The 21,329-nt window shown below is 34.8% G+C and carries 21 protein-coding genes and 1 pseudogene; 5 read left to right on the top strand and 17 right to left on the bottom strand.

All coding sequences use genetic code 11. From position 1 onward, the window contains the following. Nucleotides 1-4 precede the first annotated feature (4 nt). The 7 genes from ACQV2X_RS03580 to ACQV2X_RS03550 form a co-directional block, all read right to left on the bottom strand. Nucleotides 5-805: a TatD family hydrolase gene (locus ACQV2X_RS03580; RefSeq protein WP_428874916.1), complete on the bottom strand. Its 801-nt coding sequence runs from the start codon at nucleotides 803-805 to the stop codon at nucleotides 5-7. A gap of 27 nt (nucleotides 806-832) precedes the next feature. After that, nucleotides 833-1,573, bottom strand: a complete 741-nt coding sequence (locus ACQV2X_RS03575; RefSeq protein ID WP_428881653.1) for a tRNA threonylcarbamoyladenosine dehydratase — start codon at nucleotides 1,571-1,573, stop codon at nucleotides 833-835. A gap of 119 nt (nucleotides 1,574-1,692) precedes the next feature. After that, nucleotides 1,693-2,445, bottom strand: a complete 753-nt coding sequence (locus tag ACQV2X_RS03570) for an amino acid ABC transporter ATP-binding protein (protein ID WP_428894241.1) — start codon at nucleotides 2,443-2,445, stop codon at nucleotides 1,693-1,695. Beyond that, nucleotides 2,438-4,093, bottom strand: coding sequence for an ABC transporter substrate-binding protein/permease (locus ACQV2X_RS03565; RefSeq protein WP_428894240.1), 1,656 nt, complete (start codon nucleotides 4,091-4,093; stop codon nucleotides 2,438-2,440). The genes ACQV2X_RS03570 and ACQV2X_RS03565 overlap by 8 nt, the downstream gene beginning before the upstream one ends. 322 nt (nucleotides 4,094-4,415) lie before the next feature. Beyond that, nucleotides 4,416-5,753, bottom strand: coding sequence for an aminopeptidase C (locus ACQV2X_RS03560; RefSeq protein WP_428885248.1), 1,338 nt, complete (start codon nucleotides 5,751-5,753; stop codon nucleotides 4,416-4,418). A 567-nt stretch (nucleotides 5,754-6,320) separates the two neighbouring features. After that, nucleotides 6,321-6,599, bottom strand: coding sequence for a hypothetical protein (locus ACQV2X_RS03555; protein ID WP_428891676.1), 279 nt, complete (start codon nucleotides 6,597-6,599; stop codon nucleotides 6,321-6,323). 485 nt (nucleotides 6,600-7,084) lie between these two features. Next, on the bottom strand, nucleotides 7,085-7,735 hold the full coding sequence (locus ACQV2X_RS03550; RefSeq protein ID WP_428894239.1) for an alpha/beta fold hydrolase: 651 nt from the start codon (nucleotides 7,733-7,735) through the stop codon (nucleotides 7,085-7,087). Nucleotides 7,736-8,192: 457 nt separating this feature from the next. On the opposite strand from ACQV2X_RS03550, the gene ACQV2X_RS03545 reads away from it, so the two are divergent. The 4 genes from ACQV2X_RS03545 (at nucleotide 8,193) to ACQV2X_RS03530 (ending at nucleotide 12,358) form a co-directional block, all read left to right on the top strand. Beyond that, nucleotides 8,193-10,055: an alkaline phosphatase gene (locus tag ACQV2X_RS03545; RefSeq protein WP_428894238.1), complete on the top strand. Its 1,863-nt coding sequence runs from the start codon at nucleotides 8,193-8,195 to the stop codon at nucleotides 10,053-10,055. A 67-nt stretch (nucleotides 10,056-10,122) separates the two neighbouring features. Beyond that, nucleotides 10,123-10,827, top strand: coding sequence for a hypothetical protein (locus ACQV2X_RS03540; RefSeq protein WP_428894237.1), 705 nt, complete (start codon nucleotides 10,123-10,125; stop codon nucleotides 10,825-10,827). A 20-nt stretch (nucleotides 10,828-10,847) separates the two neighbouring features. Continuing rightward, a complete protein-coding gene (locus ACQV2X_RS03535) occupies nucleotides 10,848-11,903 on the top strand; it encodes a hypothetical protein (protein ID WP_428894236.1) in 1,056 nt (351 codons plus the stop codon). 155 nt (nucleotides 11,904-12,058) lie between these two features. Then, nucleotides 12,059-12,358 (top strand): antibiotic biosynthesis monooxygenase family protein, encoded by a 300-nt coding sequence (locus ACQV2X_RS03530; protein ID WP_428874925.1) that lies wholly within the window; start codon nucleotides 12,059-12,061, stop codon nucleotides 12,356-12,358. Nucleotides 12,359-12,445: 87 nt separating this feature from the next. On the opposite strand, the gene ACQV2X_RS03525 is transcribed toward ACQV2X_RS03530, so the two are convergent. The 6 genes from ACQV2X_RS03525 to ACQV2X_RS03500 form a co-directional block, all read right to left on the bottom strand. Further along, a complete protein-coding gene (locus ACQV2X_RS03525) occupies nucleotides 12,446-12,907 on the bottom strand; it encodes a peroxiredoxin family protein (RefSeq protein WP_428874926.1) in 462 nt (153 codons plus the stop codon). Between the two features lie 288 nt (nucleotides 12,908-13,195). Continuing rightward, on the bottom strand, nucleotides 13,196-13,810 hold the full coding sequence (locus tag ACQV2X_RS03520) for a glutathione S-transferase family protein (protein WP_428874066.1): 615 nt from the start codon (nucleotides 13,808-13,810) through the stop codon (nucleotides 13,196-13,198). A 121-nt stretch (nucleotides 13,811-13,931) separates the two neighbouring features. Continuing rightward, nucleotides 13,932-14,669, bottom strand: a complete 738-nt coding sequence (locus ACQV2X_RS03515; protein ID WP_428874065.1) for an SDR family NAD(P)-dependent oxidoreductase — start codon at nucleotides 14,667-14,669, stop codon at nucleotides 13,932-13,934. Between the two features lie 11 nt (nucleotides 14,670-14,680). Further along, nucleotides 14,681-15,436 carry an SDR family NAD(P)-dependent oxidoreductase gene (locus ACQV2X_RS03510; protein ID WP_428874064.1) on the bottom strand — a complete coding sequence of 252 codons (756 nt, stop codon included), beginning with the start codon at nucleotides 15,434-15,436 and terminating at the stop codon, nucleotides 14,681-14,683. Nucleotides 15,437-15,565: 129 nt separating this feature from the next. Continuing rightward, nucleotides 15,566-15,811, bottom strand: coding sequence for a hypothetical protein (locus ACQV2X_RS03505; RefSeq protein ID WP_428894235.1), 246 nt, complete (start codon nucleotides 15,809-15,811; stop codon nucleotides 15,566-15,568). 111 nt (nucleotides 15,812-15,922) lie between these two features. Beyond that, on the bottom strand, nucleotides 15,923-17,470 hold the full coding sequence (locus tag ACQV2X_RS03500; RefSeq protein WP_428874927.1) for a BCCT family transporter: 1,548 nt from the start codon (nucleotides 17,468-17,470) through the stop codon (nucleotides 15,923-15,925). A 156-nt stretch (nucleotides 17,471-17,626) separates the two neighbouring features. Between ACQV2X_RS03500 and ACQV2X_RS03495 the strand changes: the two genes are divergently transcribed. Beyond that, nucleotides 17,627-18,256: a phosphatase PAP2 family protein gene (locus ACQV2X_RS03495; protein ID WP_428874061.1), complete on the top strand. Its 630-nt coding sequence runs from the start codon at nucleotides 17,627-17,629 to the stop codon at nucleotides 18,254-18,256. A gap of 88 nt (nucleotides 18,257-18,344) precedes the next feature. On the opposite strand, the gene ACQV2X_RS03490 is transcribed toward ACQV2X_RS03495, so the two are convergent. The 4 genes and pseudogenes from ACQV2X_RS03490 to ACQV2X_RS03475 form a co-directional block, all read right to left on the bottom strand. Beyond that, nucleotides 18,345-19,124 (bottom strand): dimethylarginine dimethylaminohydrolase family protein, encoded by a 780-nt coding sequence (locus tag ACQV2X_RS03490; protein WP_428874060.1) that lies wholly within the window; start codon nucleotides 19,122-19,124, stop codon nucleotides 18,345-18,347. Nucleotides 19,125-19,190: 66 nt separating this feature from the next. Further along, the gene (locus ACQV2X_RS03485; RefSeq protein ID WP_428874059.1) at nucleotides 19,191-19,736 is read right to left on the bottom strand and encodes a hypothetical protein; all 546 of its coding nucleotides are present in this window, start codon (nucleotides 19,734-19,736) and stop codon (nucleotides 19,191-19,193) included. A gap of 586 nt (nucleotides 19,737-20,322) precedes the next feature. Next, a complete protein-coding gene (locus tag ACQV2X_RS03480; RefSeq protein ID WP_428874058.1) occupies nucleotides 20,323-20,466 on the bottom strand; it encodes a hypothetical protein in 144 nt (47 codons plus the stop codon). A 515-nt stretch (nucleotides 20,467-20,981) separates the two neighbouring features. Further along, nucleotides 20,982-21,164 (bottom strand): annotated as a pseudogene (locus ACQV2X_RS03475) (YdbC family protein). Nucleotides 21,165-21,329: the final 165 nt, after the last annotated feature.

Raw genomic sequence — 21,329 nt, 5'->3', positions numbered from 1 at the left:
GGTTTTATACTTTATAAATTTTGGCTTGCGTCCTAGCGATAACTGGTCCCATCTCTTCTTGTCGGATGGCTGATAAATCTATGACGGTTTGCCTAAGAAGTTCTTTTAAAGATTTAGCCATATGCTGAACTTCTTTTCTATCACAAATAATCTTATCCTCCCTTGGCCAATCACTCTCAAGTAAAATGTGATCTCCAGCTATTTGTTGAACATAGGCGCGTCCTTTTTTTGTATTTAACATCGTCGGATGAACAGATAGATAACCTCCTTGATCTCGATGTCTGGTTAATTGATCACTGGTTCCATTAAAGCGGTGTAAAATTGCCGTAATATTCTTAGCAGAATGACTTTCTATTAAGTCCAATACTTTTGAAGCTGATTGTACTGCGTGGATTGATAACACATAATGATTATTTAAACGCTCAGCTAATAGTGATAGAATGTTTGAGAAAACATAAATCTGTAAGTCCTCATCCGCTTTTTCCAATCCATTGGTCGAAAAATCTAAACCGACTTCTCCTATTAAAAGAGATTGGTCTAATTCCCCTTGAAAGATAGCTAACTCCTTATTCGCTTGTTCCTTAGACTTAATCCACCAAGGATGAAAACCTAAAGATAAATAAGGCAGAAACTTTTGATCACAATCCATTTTTTTGAGGCTATCCTTTAACTCAATAAAACCTGAGGGTGTGACAGTTTGAGCCACAATTTTAAGCTTTTCTTTAGCAATTGTTTCTAAAAATAACTGACGAGCCTGTTGGTCTTTTATAAAATCAAAGTGATAGTGACTATCTAATAAATTCATAGTCTCTCCTCTCCTTCTTACTTCGATTTACCAAACTTTATATTCTTCCTTCCCTGCCAAACGTCGGATCACTTTTCCTGCTAGCATCATTCCCATAATTGGTGGCATATAACTCATCGAACCTAAGGTTTGTGATTTTGTATTGCCAGTAGGATTTTCAACTTTGAAGGGTTGTTCATTAGAATAAAGAACCTCTAAATTTTTAATGTCTCTTCTACGGCACTCTAGACGTATAATCTTTGAAAGGGGACAATAAGAGGTCTTTTCTATTTTACTAAAGTTTAAGTAAGTCGGATCTAATTTATTCGCTGCCCCCATAGATGAAATTAAGGGCAATTTTTCTTTTTGACAAAAGGCTGCAATTTCTAATTTTTGAGAGATAGTATCAATACAATCAATTATATAATCCACTCCTGCTAGATCAGTTAAAATTTCCTCAATATTTTCTTTGGTTAGAAATATTTGACGGGCATCCACTTGGCAGTCCGGATTGATTTCAGCGATCATCGCTTTCATAACATCTGCTTTAACCTTACCCACGGTTGATGAAAAGGCTAAAGCTTGACGATTAATATTGCTTTCTTCAATAATATCTCCATCAATTATCGTTAAATAGCCTACTCCTCCTCGAGCTAACGCCTCAGCACAAGCAGAACCTACTCCGCCTAGCCCCAATACTACCACTCTTGATTGAGCTAACCGACTTAGGCCCTCTTCTTTTAAGAGCAGGCTCACCCTTGAGAGTCTTGTTGGTATTTTTGCTTCCATAACATCATCCTTAATCTTTTAAGTTTATTAGCTGCTTTTTTATTATAACACCATCGCTCTAATTAGATCTTATTAAAAGAGGTGGTCATAAAGATCACCTCTTTTAGGTCTATTAATTTTTACATTTGCTCTTTATGAAAACGACTTAGGAACAATTTAGTTCGCTCATGCTGGGGCTCATTAATCACTTGCTGGGCTAAGCCATCTTCCACAATTACACCTTTGTCCATAAAAACAACCCGACTAGAAACATCACGGGCAAAAGCCATTTCATGAGTCACTACTATCATTGTCAGACCCTCTCTTGCTAATTGGGTCATGGTATCTAATACCTCTCCTACCATTTCTGGGTCAAGCGCTGAAGTCGGCTCATCAAACAGTAATAATTCTGGATCCATTGATAAAGCCCGAGCAATAGCAACTCTTTGTTGTTGTCCACCTGACAATTGTTTAGGACGCGCATTGACATAAGGAGCCATGCCCACCTTAGTCAAGTTGGCCATAGCAATTTGCTCTGCTTCTTCTTTTGTCCGTCCCAAGATTTTAACTTGTCCAATGGTACAATTCTTCAAAACATTCATATTATTAAAAAGGTTAAACTGTTGGAAAACCATTCCCACTTCTGCTCGATAGTGATTCAAAGGGTAATGATTGGTCATCACTGACTTGCCTTTATAAATAATATCCCCTCCGCTCGGTTGCTCTAGAAGATTGAGACATCTCAGAAGGGTTGATTTTCCTGAACCTGAAGAGCCAATAATAGAGATGACCTCTCCTTGTTTCACGCTAAAATCAATGTCTTTTAAGACTAAGTTGTCCCCAAATTTTTTAGATAAGTGAGCAATCTCTAAGATTTTATTTTCATTAGTCATGTGTTTTCACCCCCTTGACCGCTTCTGTGGATGAAGACTGAACAACTGTATAAGAATGAGAACCTGACATCTTTCTCTCAATTAAATTTAAAATACGAGTGGTCGTAAACGTTAAAACAAAATAAATCACTGAGGTAATCAAGAAGGTCTGGAAAGTCTGATAGGTCGATCCTGCGACAGACTTGGAAACAAAGAACAATTCTGTCACTGCTATAACATTTAAAACGGAAGTATCTTTGATATTAATCACAAACTCATTTCCTAAAGTTGGTAGAATCGATAAGACAGCTTGCGGTAATACCACATGTCGCATGGTTTGTCCGTGGGTCATACCAATTGCTTTGGCTCCTTCATATTGACCTTTGTCAACCCCTTGAATACCTCCACGCATAACTTCGGAAAGATAAGCCCCCGTATTTATTGAAACAATAAATAAAGCTGCTGTCATTGAAGAAAGATCAATATCAAAGAAAAGTTTTAGACCATAAAAAATTAACATGGCTTGAACCATCATCGGTGTTCCTCTAAAAATTTCGATGTAGGTAACTAAAAGAAAATCAACTACTTTAAACAAATAATAAGAAGGGCGACCTTTTTGGAACAAGGCCTTCATTGAACGGATCACTGCAATCAAGAGTCCAATCACGGACCCCACAATGGTTGCAAACAGCGCAATGAATAGAGTGTTCAAGGCACCACGAATAAATTGATTACCGTAACTAGCCCACAAAGCCTGAACATCTTGCCAAAAGCTAAGGTTTTCTTGACCTTGATTGAGTTCTACCATTTCTTTCATCAATGCTATCCGTTCCTCTTCATCAATCTGACTTAAAGCTTGATTAATTGGTTCCACCAAAGGACTTCCTTTACGTAAACCAATCGCGATTCCTGTATCTACCTGACTCAGATCAAAGCCATTCTCTTTAGTAAATTTTACATAAGTTAAGTCGGTGTTAGCAGCTACAGCAGCCATGGCTCCTGGTTCTTCCGATAAATAAGCATCAATTTTACCTGATAGGACGGAAGAAATCATGGTTGGAAAAGAATCCAAAGCTGTCCCTTTCTGGACATTAGGTATTTGATCGATTAAGCCATAATGGAAGGTATTTAGCTGAGCGGTTACTTTAGCATTTGAAAAATCTTCGATGGATTGAGCATCGACAAAATCAGAATCTTTGCGAACTACCAGGACCATCTGACTTTCATAATAATTATCAGAAAAGTCAATTTCCTTCTTACGCTCTGGTGTGACCGACATGCCAGCAATGATAGCATCTACCTTACCAGAATTTAAAGCTGGAGGTAAACCATCCCACTCTAATTTTACAATTTCTAATTCCAAACCTAACTGTTGCGCTAACTCTTGTGCGATATGGACATCATAGCCATTGCCAAACTCTCCTTTAGAGTTAGAAATAGGGAGCGCTCCATTTACTAGAGAAGGTTGCGACCAGTTAAAAGGTGAATAATTAGCTTCCATTCCTACTTTTAAAACACCAGGATCTTCAAGTCCTTCTTGGATCTGTTCACTATTAATAGTTGATAACTTCTTGTCTTCAGCACCTACAATCATTTTAACAGGCAAAAGCAATATAAACATTAAGATTAAGACACTGAGCTTTTTAAACAGTCCTTGATTCTGTTCCATTCTGATCCTCCTCGTAATTTTTACTATAAAAAATAAATATACCTTTTATAGTAAATTTGGTCAAGTTTTGAATGTATAGACTATTATTAAAAATGTTGAATGTATAGACTATTATTAAAGCTTCTTAATGAGACAGATCGAAATGTTAATATTTTTTGTAATAGTATTTCTATTTTTTCTAAAAAAACAGATCAAAAAACTCCTTTGATTCATAATTACACATGTATAATGCTCTCTGCAAATTATACTGTCTTCATGATCTAAGGAGTTATTTGTTTATATTTAATTATTAAATTTAGGGGTTATTTTAAACTGGATCATCTTAGTTCCAATCAGCTAAAGATCCCATTGGATCCCATGGTTCTAATTCAATGACTGGTTGATTAAGAGCATCTAACCATTTTTGATCAAGGTATTTCTTATCAACAGTCACTTGATAGTTATACTCGTCAAACCATTGATCACTCATTGAGAAGATACCTTTATCGCCAGATTTTTCACCCCAACTGTTCTCAACCTTCCAATTGACTGGTTTACCATCAGCATCTAGGTCCACACCTACTAAAAGCATGGCGTGAGTTAATAAACTCTCCCCATAATCTAAGCGCTCAGCCTTATTTAATTGAGGCGCTTCAGCTAAGATAGCCTCATATTCGTATAAGTCTTTATCCATAATACCCAATTCACGATCACTCATCTTACCAACATCACAACCAAACCAAACTGGCTTGCCATCTTTGATTGAAGCAATTGCAGCTTCTTTAAGCACTTCAATTGGTGCATTAATATAAGTAATCGGGTGGCCTTCGGCTACAGAGGCTAAATATTTAACAGTGAACGCCCGTCCGAAAGGCTTATCTTCAGTCGGTGCGTTGATTACACTGACTTTACCTTCTAAATCCCAACCCACATACTTATTAAAGAAATCTTGTGGTGTGATGTCTTCAATACGGTGATATTTTCCATCCTTGTCGCGGTAACTGTAAGAGAACTTCTCTGGAACCTGTCCCAAGGCTTTAACTAAGATGTTATATATAACATACAGCATATCCTCTTTCATTGCTTTCAAATCTTCTTTTGAAGCCTTATTTTGATAAGCCGTTCTTAATTCTTTAGCAAAGGCTCTTAAACGTTTAGTAATGATTGCTACCATTTCATAAGTATTAGAAGAATGGTAAGTTTCTGGCATTACCGATTTAGGAACTGAACCATACTTTTGTAGTAAGGCTGTGAACATATCCCATTGTCCACCATCTTCGACCGGCGCTTGCAATAAATGTTGTACCACACGTGAATTTAAAGGTTCCTCTACCGTTTCAATGATAGAATCCAAGAAGAAGTTTGATTTTTCTAGCTTATCCCAGAAGAGGGTATAATTTTGCGAAAATTCAAAAGTTTCTAAATTTAACTCTTCCATTGTATTTACACGCGCACCGTTTAAGGCAGCAAACATCCAGCAACGACCGCTTTTCTTCTGATCGGTAATCTTGCCTCTTTTTGTTTCATCGGAGAAAACGAAGGTATGGTCTCTCACGGCCTCATTATTAAATGAAGATTGATTGAACCCAACTTTAGCTACCGCATTTTCTACTGCATGATTGATCGTTTCTGCTTGATATTTTGTTTTGAATGATTGTATTAATTCTTGATTGATTGTCATAGTCATTTCCTTTCTTTAAATAAGATTTTTTAGAGTCCATTCTAATAATAGAGAACTTCTTCATTTATTCTGGCTAGTCTTTAAATATTTTTCTAAAGAATAGCTTAAAAAATAATCACTACTATTCACACCACTTCCTTTAATAACTAATCATTTTAACTAATTAATAAGATATAGGACTGGCCTTCAAAGCTTAAATCCCTTAAGAATTTATATAGAATTAGCGATTAAATAGGCTTCTAAACTTACTATATAAAAACTCAGTGCCACCATTAAACTTAATTAATTATATAAAGCTACAGCCATTCCCTAATAATATTTTATAACAAAATTAGAGTACTTGCAATAAATTTTTAGGTTAACCTAAAATACCCTTCAGTCTATACCTTGCTAAGTCACAACATACTTTATGATCAGTCATCGAATATAGCTACAATTTAAAAATTCCAGCCAAAACCCCCCCACTTGATTAAAATGAACCTTAGATCAGATATATTGTACAAAAAGTGCTCCTGGATATCCACAATCGGGTCTTACTTGACATCTTAACCTATCACCAAAGAAAATTTAATTCTCAGTGGTCATTTTGCTGATATCATTATCAAAATCTTTATTGATAGTCGTTAAGTGAAGATTGCACCATTCTAACCATCCATTAGTCTTTTGATGAAAATAATTCAAATTTCCTGCTAAGACTTGCTCAAAATACATTGCAATTCCTTCGGTAAAGAGTAACCATAAAAAATAGTTTTCACCTTGCTCAAATTGGTCAAAATTACCATATTGTTGATGATAGACATGCCCTAATTCTTGAAAAATAAGTCCATACATACGGTCTTTACTCATCCAATCTCATTCGATCATTTTTTCAATTCCCACTAGAATATAAGTTCTTCTGTCCAGTTCTACCACCCAACCTGCCCCATTACATAAACCTAAATAAAGCATAATTGTAAAATCTAGCTCTTTGCCAAATGCTTGAATAACTTTTTTATTTAACCCCCCAGTTACTTGCCTAAATGAGTCTACTACTTTGAACCGCTTTTTGCTTTCTGAAAAAGTCCTTTTTTTAATGGGGAAATAATTGTTTAAAAGCTAAACTTCCCACCAACAAACACTCTTTTGGCGTCATCAGACAGTAAATCCTGATAGTTGGCTAACCATCTATCCATATATTCTTTCATAAACTGATTTGAAACTGCCCATTTACAAATAATGGATCAACTTCAGCAGTCACATTAATGATTTCCATACCAAGTCTCCTCTTATTACCTATGTCAGCATATCCTATAGATCGGATCATTGCCAAACAAAGACCAGGATAATTTAAGCTATTTACAATTAGTCATATTCAGCCAACTAGCAATTTCTTCAGCTATTTTTTCAGGTTGGTCTTGATAGATAGCATGACTCGCGTTTTCGATAATTTTCATGCTTATATTATCATTTAAATTTTTAGATCTTTTTAGCTTGGTCGGTAAAACCTCTTGAAGATCACTAATCAGAAGCAATGTAGGTGTTTTATATGCTTTACTAGTAATCGATAACTGAATCGAATGATTAAGACTCAAAAGATTCAAAACGCTCTCCTCGTTCATATATTTATAATTACCGCTAGATAGGATCTGTTTTGCATTGATCAGTTCATCTTCCAGTAATACTCCAAAATCTTCACTTGAGATAATCCCTCCATCAAGTAAAATGACGTTAGTAATATTACTTAAATGTGCAGCTAGAAAAGCAGCTATTTCACCCCCGATAGAATGCCCTATTATAACAGATGGTTTCTCCCCGATAGTATCCTTATAAAAGTTAATCAGGTCTTCTTTAGCTACTACATTGTCATTAAAGGCCTCTTCATGTCCGGGTAAATAGAGATAATTTACTCCTAAGCCTTTTTTAGACAATAATTTCAAAAAAATTTCACTCTCTTCCTTCATGCCACCAAAACCATTAATAAAATAGATACATTCTTCTAACATATTGCTCTCCTTAATCTTATCAAAAACAGATTGTTAAAGTGGTTAAATACATAAATTAATTATACAGCGATACTAAGACAACTTTCAAAGTGTTTTGAATGTTCCACAAACTTGCTCAATGGATAAAAATCATAAATTTATGGGGACTTTAACTCAACTTATAAACAAATAATAATAATTACATTTTAACATAGTAATAGTTGCTGTGTTTAGCTTGTTTATACCGTAGCTATTATCATTTATGTTGGTCTAGTAGCCTATTGATATACCAGTTATTCATCTTTGTACTCTTGTCGCAACAATCTTATTCTCTTTTGTACAATTTGGAGTCATTTCTTAATAAATTGTTGAAAATTTACCTTACTTTTACTTAGAATTTACTAAAAATTTACAATGCTCTGCTAACTTATATCTAGATGAATAAATCATCAATAAATTATAAAGAAGGATTGAGCCAATGAAAAAAACAGTAATTCTATCATTATGTGCTTCTGTATTAATGTCAGTATGTGCCCCTACAATGACTTCTGCTAAACAAGAAGAAGGTCAATGGTCGGAACTTCCAGTAGCAACCTTGGAAGAAGGCCGTGCGTTAACTGAAGATTTATCTCTTATTTCTAAAAACCGAGCAAAATATGTCTTCTTATTTATCGGAGATGGCATGGGAAATATCCCTGTTTCTGCGGCTGAATATTACTTAGGTCCAGATAATGGTGACGAAGGTAACGGTCAAGCAGTCGCTCAACCGTTAAATTTTGCTAAATTTCCTGTTGTTGGTCTGCAAAACCCAACCGATGCTGACCATTATGTTCCGGACTCTGCTGGTACTGCTACCGCATTTGGAAATGGCGTAAAGATTGATTCAAACGTCATTGGTCTAACACCTGGCTATACCGAACAAACAGAATCAATTGCTGAAAAAGCTCAAGCTCAGGGAAAAGCCGTTGGTATCCTATCGACAGTAACTTTAAATCATGCGACTCCTGCTGCCTTCTATTCAAACGTTGAACACCGTAGAAATTATTACGAAATTGGTGAACAAATGGCTGCTTCAAACTTTGAATATTTTGCAGGGGGTTCTCTTGGTAAGCGAACAGGTGCTGAAGATGATCAAAAAGACTTATACGAGGTATTAGAAGAAAAAGGATATATGGTAGCAGATACTCAAGAAGAATTCGATACTATTACTGCTGACACTGAGAAAGTTTATGCACCTGCATCTGTTCTTTCTGAATCAGATGGTTCTTCTATGAAATATGCGATTGATCGACAAGAAGGTGAACCTACATTAGCAGATATGGTCGCTAAAGGAATTGAAGTCCTAAGCGCTAACGAAGAAGGTTTCTTCATGATGACAGAATCTGGTAAGATTGACTGGGCAGAGCACGCTAATGATGCCGCAACAACTATTAAAGAAGTGATTGACTTTCAAGACTCTATCCAAGAAGCAATTGATTTCTACTATGAACATCCTGAAGAAACTTTAATCGTTGTAACTGCTGATCATCCTACCGGCGGTTTCACCATCGGAAACTCGGAAACAGGTTATAACTCTTACTTCCATTTACTAGACAATCAAAAAGTTTCTCAAGAACAATTTGATGTAATCTTTGCTAAGGCCAAAGAAGAAAATCCAGAAATGACTTTTGAAGATGCTGTTCCATTACTAGAAGAAAACTTCGGATTTATCTTTGACCTGGAAGCAGAAGAAGTTGTAAAGACTGCTGGCGAAGTCGAGAAAGCGGCTGAAGAAGGTGAAGAAGAAGCCAAAGACTTAATGTTAGTAACACCTTATGAATTAGCAGAATTACGTTATGCTTTCGAACAAACAATGAAACCATATGAAGAACGTAATCTGGGTCAAGCAGATATTATCAAAGGCTACCATGCATATGAACCATTATCAATCGCTGCTACACGTCTATTAGCACGTAAAGCTGGTTTAGCATTCACAACTGTTGACCACTCACCTGAGAAAGTTCCAGTTTTTGCAATCGGTGCTGGCGCTGCAATGTTTGAAGGTAATTTTGAAAATACAGATATTGCCTATAAGATTTTAGCAGCCATGGGATTATATGAAGGTGGCGATACTAAAATGGCTCCTTTAGAAGTAACAAAGAAGTTTTCTGGATCTATTAAGGAAAACGATAAAGAAGAAGCTTCTGAAGAAACAGTTGAAGTAGAAGAAGTTTCTGAAGAAAGTGTTGAAGAAAGTTCAGATTCTGAAACAAGTGAGGAAAGTTCTGAAGATTCATCGGCTGAAGAAAGCAGTAACTCTGAAGAAGAACCTGAAGAAGTAACTGAAAGCTCTGCTGAATAATTAATACATTAGTCACAAAAAGCACAGCTAAGATAAGTCTGTGCTTTTATTCTTTAAGGAGAATCTTATGCAACTTAAATCTATTTTAGCAAGTTTCCTTTTGTTTATTTCCCTACTCTCACCTTGTTCTCTTGTTAAAGCTGAAAGCTCAAGCATGAAAGAATTACCTTTCAGCGGATACTATCTAGCCCCTGAAGCAAGTAGTATTGAAGGATTGCTTTTTCAAGAAAACCAATTAATCATCTATATTAAAGATGAATCAAGGTATGCTCACCCTGTTTATGGACACGACCATGAAGATAACTATGATAATGAACAGCAAGATGTGGAAAAAGATATTAAATCAAACAAAGACCATCACGATGACACCATTGATCAAGAATTTATAGAATGGTTATTCGAATTTAATGCTTACCCTTATCCAGACCTTAAGAATTATTCTATATCTGTTCAAGAGAGATATAAGAAAGAAAATAATCTTCCAATTAACTTAAAAGAAGTTTATCTAGCCATTGTAGATCAGATAACACCTGAAATGACACAAAGAAATATCTTAGACTTGATTAATCAAACGATTCCTGACATTTCATATACACAAAAAAATGATTATAATTATTTCACTATTTCCTGCCCAACTATCACTGTAAATAACGATCATTGGACCGTCCAATTATTCGGTGAAGAAATTTTTTCTTTTGTGCAACAGTCTGGACAATTAATAGATAATCATGGAAATACTTATGAATACATTGACGGAATTAAACCCAACTAATTGCTGAAAGGTGTGAACTAATGAAAAGAATATTTATTACTTTATTAATTTTAACTGCCTTAACCCTTAATCTACTTTTTCCACACGCCACTTTCGCACAAGCAGAAGCTGATGTTAAAGAAACAAACCATATGAAAGTAGACGGTCATCACCAAGGACATCACATTAAGGCTAATTTTATCCCTGATAAAATTCTTAATCCTGACGATAGTCTATATGAAGCACCAGAAAAAATTGAAAAGTACGTTGGTATATATCAAGCACAAGCAACAGTTCCTAAATTGAATCTTAACTTAGATATCATTGTCTCAATCGAAGAAAGTGGCTTATTTAATATGGCCTACTATTTTACACAACGAGAAAAAGGAGAAAGTATACGTTTCTACGTAGATGAGAATGAAACAATTGAATCTATACCCGCTCCATATCAAGACCTCGTTATCTTGACAGGAGGTCTCAAAGAGTTTGAAGGTGGCTTAGGCTCAGGCTTAATTCGTAAAACGGTGTCACCGGTAGTACTATTAAATAATCAAGGCAAACCCGAAAGCTTATATCCTTATCAATCAATGGCATATGATCTGCGAGAAAATTATCAAAATGCTAGGGTTTATCAAGACCTTGGTCTTTATATAGTAAATGATGAAATTGTGATCGATGTAAACCATTTGATTGGTCTAGATGATGAACAAGAAAATAGAATCGCATTAAAAGCTACAAGTTTTAAAAATGAAGATGCTTTCCTAGTTGAAAAGAAAACATATGAAATTCTTCAAAAAGCTTTTGATCACTATCTTGATGATTATAATGATTTTAAGCTTCAATTTAAAAATAGTAATAACTTTGTTCAAGTCATTCAAGCAATGCATTTGAAGACCAACGCCAGTTTTCCTGCCGATACTAAATTTGAACTGATCGATCCTAGTCAAGTCAATAAAGATTCTGAAAGTGCCCATACATTTGCTTTGCTCATTAATGACCAAATCTTATATTTTTATGATGGACACAAATTATTTGTTGCAAATGAAATTGAAAATAATAATAGATGCTATTCTGCGAATGAATGGCAAACGAATTAATAGTTGAAGTCACCGAAAATTAAATTCTAAAATTTTCCATCCAGCCAAACCCTATTAAATAATCAACAACTACAAATAATCCCTTGTTAGATTGAGCAAATCGATTGAAGATAAATACCATCTTTGCTAATGTTTAAATAAAGGAGATGGTATGAATGTTTTTAGTTATGCAACATATAAAACCTAAAGTAGGCAAAACAGAAAGCATCATCAATAAATTATCGAATCGTGAAATCATAAATGATCAACCAGGTTTCATTAATTTATCAATCAGTAGAGGCATTGAAGAGGATTTAATTGTGGTTTTAGGCTCATGGAAATCACAAGAAGATTGGAAAAATTGGGAAAATTCAGAAGATCGAAAAAAATTAGACGATCCAGATGACAGTGAAATTGAATCGATGGAGTCACATAAATTAGAAATTCTAAAGGACGAAAAAATGCCTAAAAAATAATCCAAGTTATCTTAAATAATTCGATAGGATTAGGAAACAAAAGAGCAAGCAGCATGTGTGCTGTTTGCTCTTTATTTAGTTAATTGATTATAAACTATCTATCAAATCTAACATCTCACTATTTTCAGGGATATCTTTCATGGAATGACCGTAGTGAATATATCTCAACTCACCCTTTTTATCTACCAACATTTGAGCTGGCATCCGTCCCATCTTAAAAAGATTTACTTCTTGACCATACAATTTTAATACCGAATGGTTTGGATCAGGTAGACCATAAAATTCTAAGTCATTTTCATGCCAGTAGTCTGCGAATTTTTTATCGTTTTCAGGACCAATGACGACAATAGCGGTGTCTCTTTTTTCAAACTGATTATAATCTTTATGCAACTGCATCATGTGCTTGCGGCAGAAAGGTCATATAAAGCCTCTGTTTAATACAAGCATTACATTTTTACTTCCTCTGAAAGCTGAAAGCTTAACTGTCTTTCCTTCGAAATCTTCTAATTCAAAGTCTGGTGCCTTTTTATTGACTTCAATACTTGCCATAAAATTCATCTCTTTCCTTTCACTGATTAAACAATATACTATTTAAAAATCACTATCTTTCAGCTTTATTAAATCAATAAAGTGGTTTAATGATTAATCTTAAAGGATTAACTTTTTATATCCACTTTAATAAAACACTTTAAATAGTTGATACATACAACTTACCACTCATTGCTTAGTCATTTTAAATATTTACAAAGCTTATTGTTATAATGTTTTTGTTTAAAAATAAGAGACATGAATTTAATTTCATGTCTCTTATTTTTAATTTATATCAACACTTTTGACCTACTCATTAGCTTCAGTAAGAACTTTTTGAACAGCTGGATCTTCCTTAAGATGTTCTACCATACGCTTAACGTTTGGATAGTCTTTATACGTTTTTTCTAAATTCTTAGTCCAAGTTGCAAAAATGAATGCTAATGGATCAAGCACAGTACGTTTATTTTGGTAGAGGTGATTAGAATCACCAATAATATCATCAAGATGTTTGAAGTTCGCATCAATACGAGCAGGTGCTGCCGCACGAGCCATTTCAATTACATCTATGTCTTCAGATGTTGTATAACGCTGTGGGTTAAAGAACGGCCAGAATGATGGATGAATATCTGCAGAAAGGAATAGAGATGTTTCATCAAACTCAAAAACATTTTCTAACCCTTCATTAGGTCCTAAATCTTTTTCTGGAACGGAATTAGCAATGTATTGTAAAATTGCTCCTGCTTGAGTCATCGGACGATCGGCTCCAATTTCAAGAGCAGGAACCATTCCTAAAGGATTAATTTTACGATACTCAGGATCATTGTAATCCACACGAATGGTTTCATACTCAAGACCAGACCATTCTAAAGCGATCCAGCAAGCCAAGGAACAAGTACCAGGTGCATAGTATAATTTCAACATTTTATCAAACCTTTCTTTTTTTTATTGATTATATTATAGCATTAAAAAGTGTCATAGGAAATAATTGAGTGAATTCGATAGCATGCTTTTAAAATAAGAGTAAGCTAGTAACTAGCTAATTTTAAACAGCAGCTGTAACTCCTCCATCAATGACAAACTCAGATCCAGTTGAATATCTTGCTTCATCGGAAGCTAAGAATACAACTAAATTAGAAACTTCTTTAGGCTGAGCCACTCGGCGCATAGGAATAGTTTCTTTAAATTTATCAACCGCTTCCTTAACACCCGGTTGTTCTAACATTGGTGTGTGTACTACACCAGGATGGACAGAATTAACGGTTATATTATATGGAGATAACTCTCTCGCTGCTGATTTCGTCATTCCTCTAACCGCAAACTTAGTGTCTGTATATCCGATCGCCCCACCTACTAAACCATTCATAGAAGAAATGTTAATTATAGAACCATACTTTTGTTGCTTCATAATAGGTGTTACGGCTTTAATACCTAAAAAGACGGAAACTTGGTTGATATTCACAATTTTCATGTAATCGTCTAATGAAACATCTTCAATTTTCATATTATAAGTGATACCTGCATTATTAACGAGCGAGTCTATCCTGCCCCATTTATCCATTGTCGCATCAATTACCTTTTTCCAGTCACTTTCCTTGGTCACATCTTGTTTAACAAATAGAACATTTTGACCAAGTTCTTTAGCAACTTCATTCCCTTTTTCTTCATTAATATCAGTAATGACAACCTTAGCTCCTTCAGCTAAAGCGACCTCTGCATGCACTTTCCCCATCCCTTGAGCGCCGCCAGTAATAATTAAAACTTTACCTTCTAATCTTTCCATTTTGTTTCCTCCTAATATAATTTAATACTTCCTCCATCGACCATAAATGTTTGACCTGTGATGTAACGTGATTCATCACTTGCTAGAAAAACTGCGACTGGTGCGATATCTTTGTCAATATCACCAAATTTTTGGAGTGGAATACCTTGAACGACTTTTTCATAATATTCAGGGTTTTCAGCACGCCAAGCATCGACACCTTCAGAATAGGCTATAGGTGAAATGACATTCACATTGATACCATCTTTACCAAACTCATTCGCCATCACACGCGAAATCCCACGAATCGCTTCTTTGGCTGCTACATAAGCCCCTTGATGGTTATCACCCTTAATGGCTGCTCCTGAACCAAAATTAATGATATTTCCTTTAGTCTTTTTAAGATATGGAATAGCTAGTTGGCTCAAGAAAAAGGTAGCATAGAAACCAGACTCCATTGATAGAGCTAAATCTTCTTCTGTAATATCTAAGAAGCTCTTCATCCTTGAAGCATGAGCATTATTGACCAACACATCGATTTGATGATAGCGGTCAACAACCCCTTGAATGCACGTTTCTAAGGCTGATTTTTTAGTCAAATCAGTCTTGATAAAGAAGGTATTATATCCCTCCTCATTTAGAGAACGGCTTAAAGCCTCGCCTTTTTCTTGATTAAGATCGACGATTGCTACTTTTGCCCCTTCTCTAGCATAGGCGCGGACAATGGCTGAACCAATTCCACCAGCCCCGCCTGTTACTATTGCCACTTTATCTTTTAAGCGCTCCATTCTATTTCCCCCTTATAATTTATTTTTGAATCTGTAACATCTGCATATTTTAATCATACGCCACTTTAAGAAAATTGGCTAATAAAGCGACTCGTAAAAACGTCCTTAGGGTTGCTATAAATACATTTGTTAAAATTTTAAACAGTTAGGATAAAAAAATTTTAATCCTTTATATTTAAATTCCGTATAGGGCGGGTCATTCAGTTGAAGCATATCTTCTTGAAGCATTTCCTGTAATAAAGTGTTGATATATAAGTCACCGATCTCTGTAAGTTCTATAAAAGCTTGCAATTCTTTTTTAAAAGCATCTTGATAGCTATTCGGATCTTTTAAATAACTGATTACAAAATCTTTTTCTTCACGACTATATTCCATTTAACCCCCTCCTTCTCTATTAAAAGCATCCTCTTATCCATATTCGGTGGCAAACCAGACGGCTTATAAAAAACCTCCTGCTGATACAGGAAGTTTAAATAAGTCGCCCACTTAATCTTCATAAGATTTAAAGGGATCGTTTGAATTAGGTAATCGGTCTGGTGTAATGGTTAAGCCCATTTCTCTTTGTTCATGATTCAATTCTTTGATGAGGGATAAAATAACTAAAATAAGAATGAAAACAAAGGGTAAGGAAACGATTATTAAGACATTTTGAATAGCTAGTAAACCGCCAGACAATAGTAAGACAACCGCAATAATTGAAAGTGTAAATCCCCAAGTAATCTTAGTTCTATTATTAGGCTTGATATTACCTTCTTCCGACAACATGGCCAAAACAAAAGTCGCTGAGTCCGCTGACGTAATAAAAAATGAGACAACAAGAATAATCGCCACTAAAGAAAGAAGGCCGCTTAAAGGATAATAGTTAAAGGTTGCAAATAGCAACTGTTCGGGTTCAAAAGCTGTTAAGTCGGCTATATTCATTTGAACATTGGCTGCTAAAGTTCCAAAAGTAGAGAACCAAATAAAACTTAATAGCGTAGGAAGTAGAAGTACCACCGTTAAAAACTCACGTATGGTGCGTCCGCGCGAAATACGGGCTATAAAAATCCCCACGAAGGGCGACCATGAAGTCCACCATGCCCAATAAAACAAAGTCCAAGTATTAATCCACTCCCTCTTATCCCTATCAAAAGCGGCTGATCGAAAACTCATTTCAATAAAATTTTGTAAATAATTACCCAATGATTCTGTAAATGTGTTTAAAACACCGACAGTCGGGCCTACAATAGCGACAATGGCTAATAGACAGCCCGCTAAAAGCAGGTTTAAATTGGAAAGAATTTTAACCCCTTTTCCTAACCCTGAAATAGCAGAAAGTATAAATAAGATCGTTGTGATAATTATAATAATAATTTGGACACTATTAGAAATAGAGATATTAAACAAATAATTTAACCCACCATTAATTTGGGCTGCGCCAAAACCAATAGTAGTTGCGACCCCAATAACAGTGGCAACAATCGTTATTGTATCCACTACTGTTCCGATCCAGCCCGTTGCTTTATTTCCTAGTAAAGGTTTTAAAGTATGAGATAATAGGTAGTTTTCTTGCTTACGAAAACCAAAGTAAGCTAGGGCAAGTGCTACCACACCATAGATCGCCCAACCATGTATCCCCCAATGGAAAAAAGTAAAGCGAAAGGCATCCGCTAACGCTTCTTGACTTCCTGCTGGAGCAATCGGAGTCGAAATAGCAAAGTGTGACAAAGGTTCTGCCGCTCCGTAAAAAACAAGCCCAATTCCCATACCAGCGGAAAACATCATAGCTACCCAAGAAGTGGTCGAATATTCAGGTTTTGAGTCGGGTTCTCCTAAGCGAATCTGGCCTAAGGGACTAAGTATGAAATAAATACAAACTAATAATATTAGTGGAATGAGTAGAAGATAAAGCCAACCAAAATTGTTTGCCACCTGATCTTTTAAAATTTGTGTTCCAACACTTAATTCATTAGGAATAAAAATACCTAAAATAACTAATAAAAATGACGTTATAAGCGATGCATGATATACTGAAATTTCTTTTAACTTTTTCAAATTATTCCTCCTAAATTCATTTTAAAACAGGGCTTTTATACTATCAAAATTGACTTTGTTTGTAAAATTTACCCATTTTTCATCGTAAGACTTGTTGTTTTTGACAAGATTTTATATAGTTAATATTTATAAGTATTCAATAGAAAGGATGCCCTTATGACCAAAAAAATTATTGGTAAAATTACTAGTGCTTATTTTATCTTCACCATACTGACCACACTTTTTGTCCATTTAGGTTTAGAAATTAAAAAAAATGAATTGGTAACTTTCGATACTCCCATTCAAAGCTGGGTACGCGACCTTCAAAATCCCTTGATGGACAAAATCATGCTCTTTATTACCCACTCTTCAAGTGCCATACCAGTCTTAATTTTTTTCGCCATCATCCTTTTAATGCTTTTTAAAAAAAGAGCCTTTAATAAAATGCACTTCCTATTGATAGCTATTCCGGGAACTTTGGTTATTAATACAATTCTAAAGTTGATTTTCCAAAGAGACCGACCAGATTTGCTCAATCTTTTAGTTGAAGAAAACTTTTATTCTTTCCCATCTGGTCATGCTATGATTAGTTCTACCGCTGTCTTTGCCATAATGGTCTTATGTTGGCGTAGCAAGCACTTTTATAAAATTTTAACTTTAGGTTTAATTTATACTTTTCTAGTTGGTTATTCCCGCGTTTATCTAGGAGTACATTTCCCTTCGGATATTATAGGCGGCTGGATGATTAGTTTCGCTTGGGTGGTCTTAGCTCAAAAATTAATTTTAAACAAGAATGTGATTGAATAAAAAAGCCAGCTCAATTGTACTGACCCCTTAAACCCGAACAAGGTTTTAGGGGGTCGGTACATTGAGCAGGACTCTTTTTTTAATTAGCTTAAAATCTTAAAGATAAACACGTTAAGCTACCGTCAATTTTCTTAAATTCATCAGTATTTACTACTTTTACAGGATAACCTAAACTTTCAATATGTGCTTGTGTTTTAGGGTGACCTTCAGGAACCAGCACCGTCCCATTGATATAAAGACTGTTGATGGCATAGAGTTCTTCCGCTTCAACCACATATCGCTTATATTTTTGGAAATCCTCGACCTTATTCATCACCGAACTAACTAACATATTGTTATTTTCTAAATAAATAACAAAGTCTTTTAAGTGCAGTCCTTCTGTGACCGGCACCGTTGAAGAAGTATAGCCAAACTGGCGCACAATTTGGTCAAATTGTTTAGCCCCTTCTTGATTAGTTCGATCGGATAAGCCCACATAAAAATGCTTATCTACTAGCATCACATCTCCACCCTCCATAGTTCCGGGTGCCTCAATGTAAAAGATTTGATCTTCTTTATAGAAATCCTTAAGTACTTTTTTCATTTCATATTTTTCTCCATTACGCGATTCTTTGGGTGAATTAGTCACAATCGCAAACTCTGCCATAACCACAGCTGGATCTTCAACAAAACAAGAATCAGGGTATTCTTCTAAAGGCTCTAAAGCAGTGACTTTTACTCCTAATTCTTCCAATGCTTTGACATAGTTAGCGTGTTGCACCAAGGCATCTTCATAAACTGGTTGCTCTTTAGAGAACATTCCAGTCGTAATACCTTCTAACATTGATTGACTAGGTGTTCTAACGATGGCATGCGAAAATTTTAACATGTAATTCCTCCTGTTTTTTTAGTTATTGATGTGTTGGCACTATTGTATTTATTCAAGGACTTGTATTTATTTTATTTGTTCAATTAATTTGTTATCAATACTTAACAAATCAATTAGGACAATGTCTTCATGTTTGATTTCGTATAACTGATTTTCAGTCAAATCATCGATTGTTGAAGAAGAAAGAACAAATGATTCCTTGGTTTTTTCTATAATCCTACCTTGAAGTATAAAATCATTCTCGGTAGTTATAATTGATACTTGTTTATTCACTAAGATAGGCTCATTGATTGGGTCTTTTCCTTGAAATTGTTGTTCATAATCTTTGGTCAGTGAATATGGGTCGTAAAGATTAATTGATTTATTATAATCAATTATTTTTTTAAAATTTTTAAGATAGCAAGTTGAAGAAACGATATTGGATATAAATGCATTTTTCCTATATTGAAAACTCTCAATCATTCCATATTCATTAATTGAAATTAGAGTTGAGAAGTCGTCTTCAATTGCAATTAAGTATCCAAGTGAAAAATATTCTTCATTTTTGTTACTAAATTCAGAATAAATTTCTACTAATTGATTTGTTTTTAAAGTTAATTCTAATTCATTCATATAAATCAGCTCCTTAATTAGATTGCTAAATTCTCATGAAATTCACTCCCTTTTTTTAGTGTTTATAGGTGGGGTTAGTGAATGTCCGTTTGTAATCTTTCTATTATTTAGGCTTTTTAGTAAAACTTTGTAACCTATTGTCCTCCTATAAAATGAAAAAGTTCCAGCATAGGCTTTGGTTCTAGTAGGATACACTATTCCTCCAAAAACAAAGTGATGGTTTTCTAACAATGCATTATAATTCATAGCTTATCTCTTCAAATAAATCAGCTTGTTCCACTCCTGCTTTTGTCTTTTCATGCTCCTTTCTTTCAATAGATAATCTTTCAACTTTTTTCTCTAGACTCTTCCATTAATAAGTTGAACTGTCTTACACTTTCCTCTCGGAATATAGGAAGGGCAGATTATTTATCGATATATTTTACATTTCCACTGAAACTTTGCTTTAATCGAAAGGCTTCTCCTAAACGTTCACTATAGTCGAAAATGCTAATAGGTGTGTGTCTAATCGCATGCTTGATAGATAGTCTCCCAATTTTTATTTGTTCAATTTAAAGCTTTATTAAGCATCGGTATATTTAATTGGTTAAAAAGCTAGTGTCTTAAAACTATCCACCTGCAAGATGTTTGTATTTTCTTTTAATCGTTTAAGTATTGATTTATTGCCGATACCATTTAGCTCTTTGAACGATAAAATCAGCTTTGCAATCGCTCGATTCATTTTTTCCAATATTTTCACTCCAATTGATTTGTCTCATTAATTTTATCAAAAAAACGCTTTAAAGTCTTAGCTATTCATAGTTAATATTTAGAGAATCTAACTTCGGAATGACCGATATAAAAGACGCTCCTGCTGCTTAAACTCTATTTTTTTGACTTACAAGCTATGAGGAGTAAAACGAAGCCATAGATAGACAACCGTCTATATAGGAGAATGTAAATGAATTGAGAAGAACTTAGTTTATTACTAAAAGCAATCGCCGATCCTAATCGTCTCAAGATCTTAGAACTTATTTCATGTCAGGGAAAGAGAGCTAGTGAACAAACCACGACCTATTGCTGGCATTGAGAATTTAAAAGTAGCTAATTTCAGTCCTGAAATTTCCCCTTCAAAGGTAAATTGATTAGGATTAGAAACGAAGCCTCCTAACTGTTGGCTCCATTAAACATTACGCCTAAAAAAGAGTGCCCTTCACTGATTAAAATTACCCTTTAACCGGTTAAGATTCCATTGTTTTTAATAACTCATAATTGCTTGACTTCCTCATCCGTTAAAGTAACTCCTTTGCCCATCTTATCATGATCAGGTAAACAATCTCCAAGGCCCTATTTAGCAGGACACTTATTCCATGAAAGAAGATTGAATTCTTTAGACCATCCTTTATTAGCGGAAAGACTCCCAATGGTTTCAATATTTTTGTAAGTAATAGCTGCCCTTTTAAAGTAGTCTTATTTTTAAACGAATAGCCACCCTCTGTTTCTATCCATCTTATAGTCTTCATTACCGTCATTATTATCACTAATCCTTCCAGTTTAATTTACCATAAGCCTCGATGACTAAAAACTATTATAATCAAAAGCACTTATCTCTAA

Source organism: Facklamia sp. P12945, from assembly GCF_050409485.1.
Taxonomy (GTDB): domain Bacteria; phylum Bacillota; class Bacilli; order Lactobacillales; family Aerococcaceae; genus Facklamia.
The sequence above is the reverse complement of the archived record's forward strand: the minus strand, read 5'-3'. Positions and strand labels throughout refer to the sequence as shown.

Coding starts and splice junctions, on each gene's coding strand:
- ACQV2X_RS03550 (WP_428894239.1), bottom strand. CDS start 7,735: ATGTTAGAAGAATGTATCTATTTTATTAATGGTTTTGGTGGCATGAAG.
- ACQV2X_RS03505 (WP_428894235.1), bottom strand. CDS start 15,811: ATGGAATATAGTCGTGAAGAAAAAGATTTTGTAATCAGTTATTTAAAA.
- ACQV2X_RS03580 (WP_428874916.1), bottom strand. CDS start 805: ATGAATTTATTAGATAGTCACTATCACTTTGATTTTATAAAAGACCAA.
- ACQV2X_RS03495 (WP_428874061.1), top strand. CDS start 17,627: ATGACCAAAAAAATTATTGGTAAAATTACTAGTGCTTATTTTATCTTC.
- ACQV2X_RS03565 (WP_428894240.1), bottom strand. CDS start 4,093: ATGGAACAGAATCAAGGACTGTTTAAAAAGCTCAGTGTCTTAATCTTA.
- ACQV2X_RS03510 (WP_428874064.1), bottom strand. CDS start 15,436: ATGGAGCGCTTAAAAGATAAAGTGGCAATAGTAACAGGCGGGGCTGGT.
- ACQV2X_RS03575 (WP_428881653.1), bottom strand. CDS start 1,573: ATGGAAGCAAAAATACCAACAAGACTCTCAAGGGTGAGCCTGCTCTTA.
- ACQV2X_RS03520 (WP_428874066.1), bottom strand. CDS start 13,810: ATGTTGAAATTATACTATGCACCTGGTACTTGTTCCTTGGCTTGCTGG.
- ACQV2X_RS03545 (WP_428894238.1), top strand. CDS start 8,193: ATGAAAAAAACAGTAATTCTATCATTATGTGCTTCTGTATTAATGTCA.
- ACQV2X_RS03535 (WP_428894236.1), top strand. CDS start 10,848: ATGAAAAGAATATTTATTACTTTATTAATTTTAACTGCCTTAACCCTT.
- ACQV2X_RS03490 (WP_428874060.1), bottom strand. CDS start 19,124: ATGTTAAAATTTTCGCATGCCATCGTTAGAACACCTAGTCAATCAATG.
- ACQV2X_RS03485 (WP_428874059.1), bottom strand. CDS start 19,736: ATGAATGAATTAGAATTAACTTTAAAAACAAATCAATTAGTAGAAATT.
- ACQV2X_RS03560 (WP_428885248.1), bottom strand. CDS start 5,753: ATGACAATCAATCAAGAATTAATACAATCATTCAAAACAAAATATCAA.
- ACQV2X_RS03515 (WP_428874065.1), bottom strand. CDS start 14,669: ATGGAAAGATTAGAAGGTAAAGTTTTAATTATTACTGGCGGCGCTCAA.
- ACQV2X_RS03540 (WP_428894237.1), top strand. CDS start 10,123: ATGCAACTTAAATCTATTTTAGCAAGTTTCCTTTTGTTTATTTCCCTA.
- ACQV2X_RS03555 (WP_428891676.1), bottom strand. CDS start 6,599: ATGAGTAAAGACCGTATGTATGGACTTATTTTTCAAGAATTAGGGCAT.
- ACQV2X_RS03530 (WP_428874925.1), top strand. CDS start 12,059: ATGTTTTTAGTTATGCAACATATAAAACCTAAAGTAGGCAAAACAGAA.
- ACQV2X_RS03570 (WP_428894241.1), bottom strand. CDS start 2,445: ATGACTAATGAAAATAAAATCTTAGAGATTGCTCACTTATCTAAAAAA.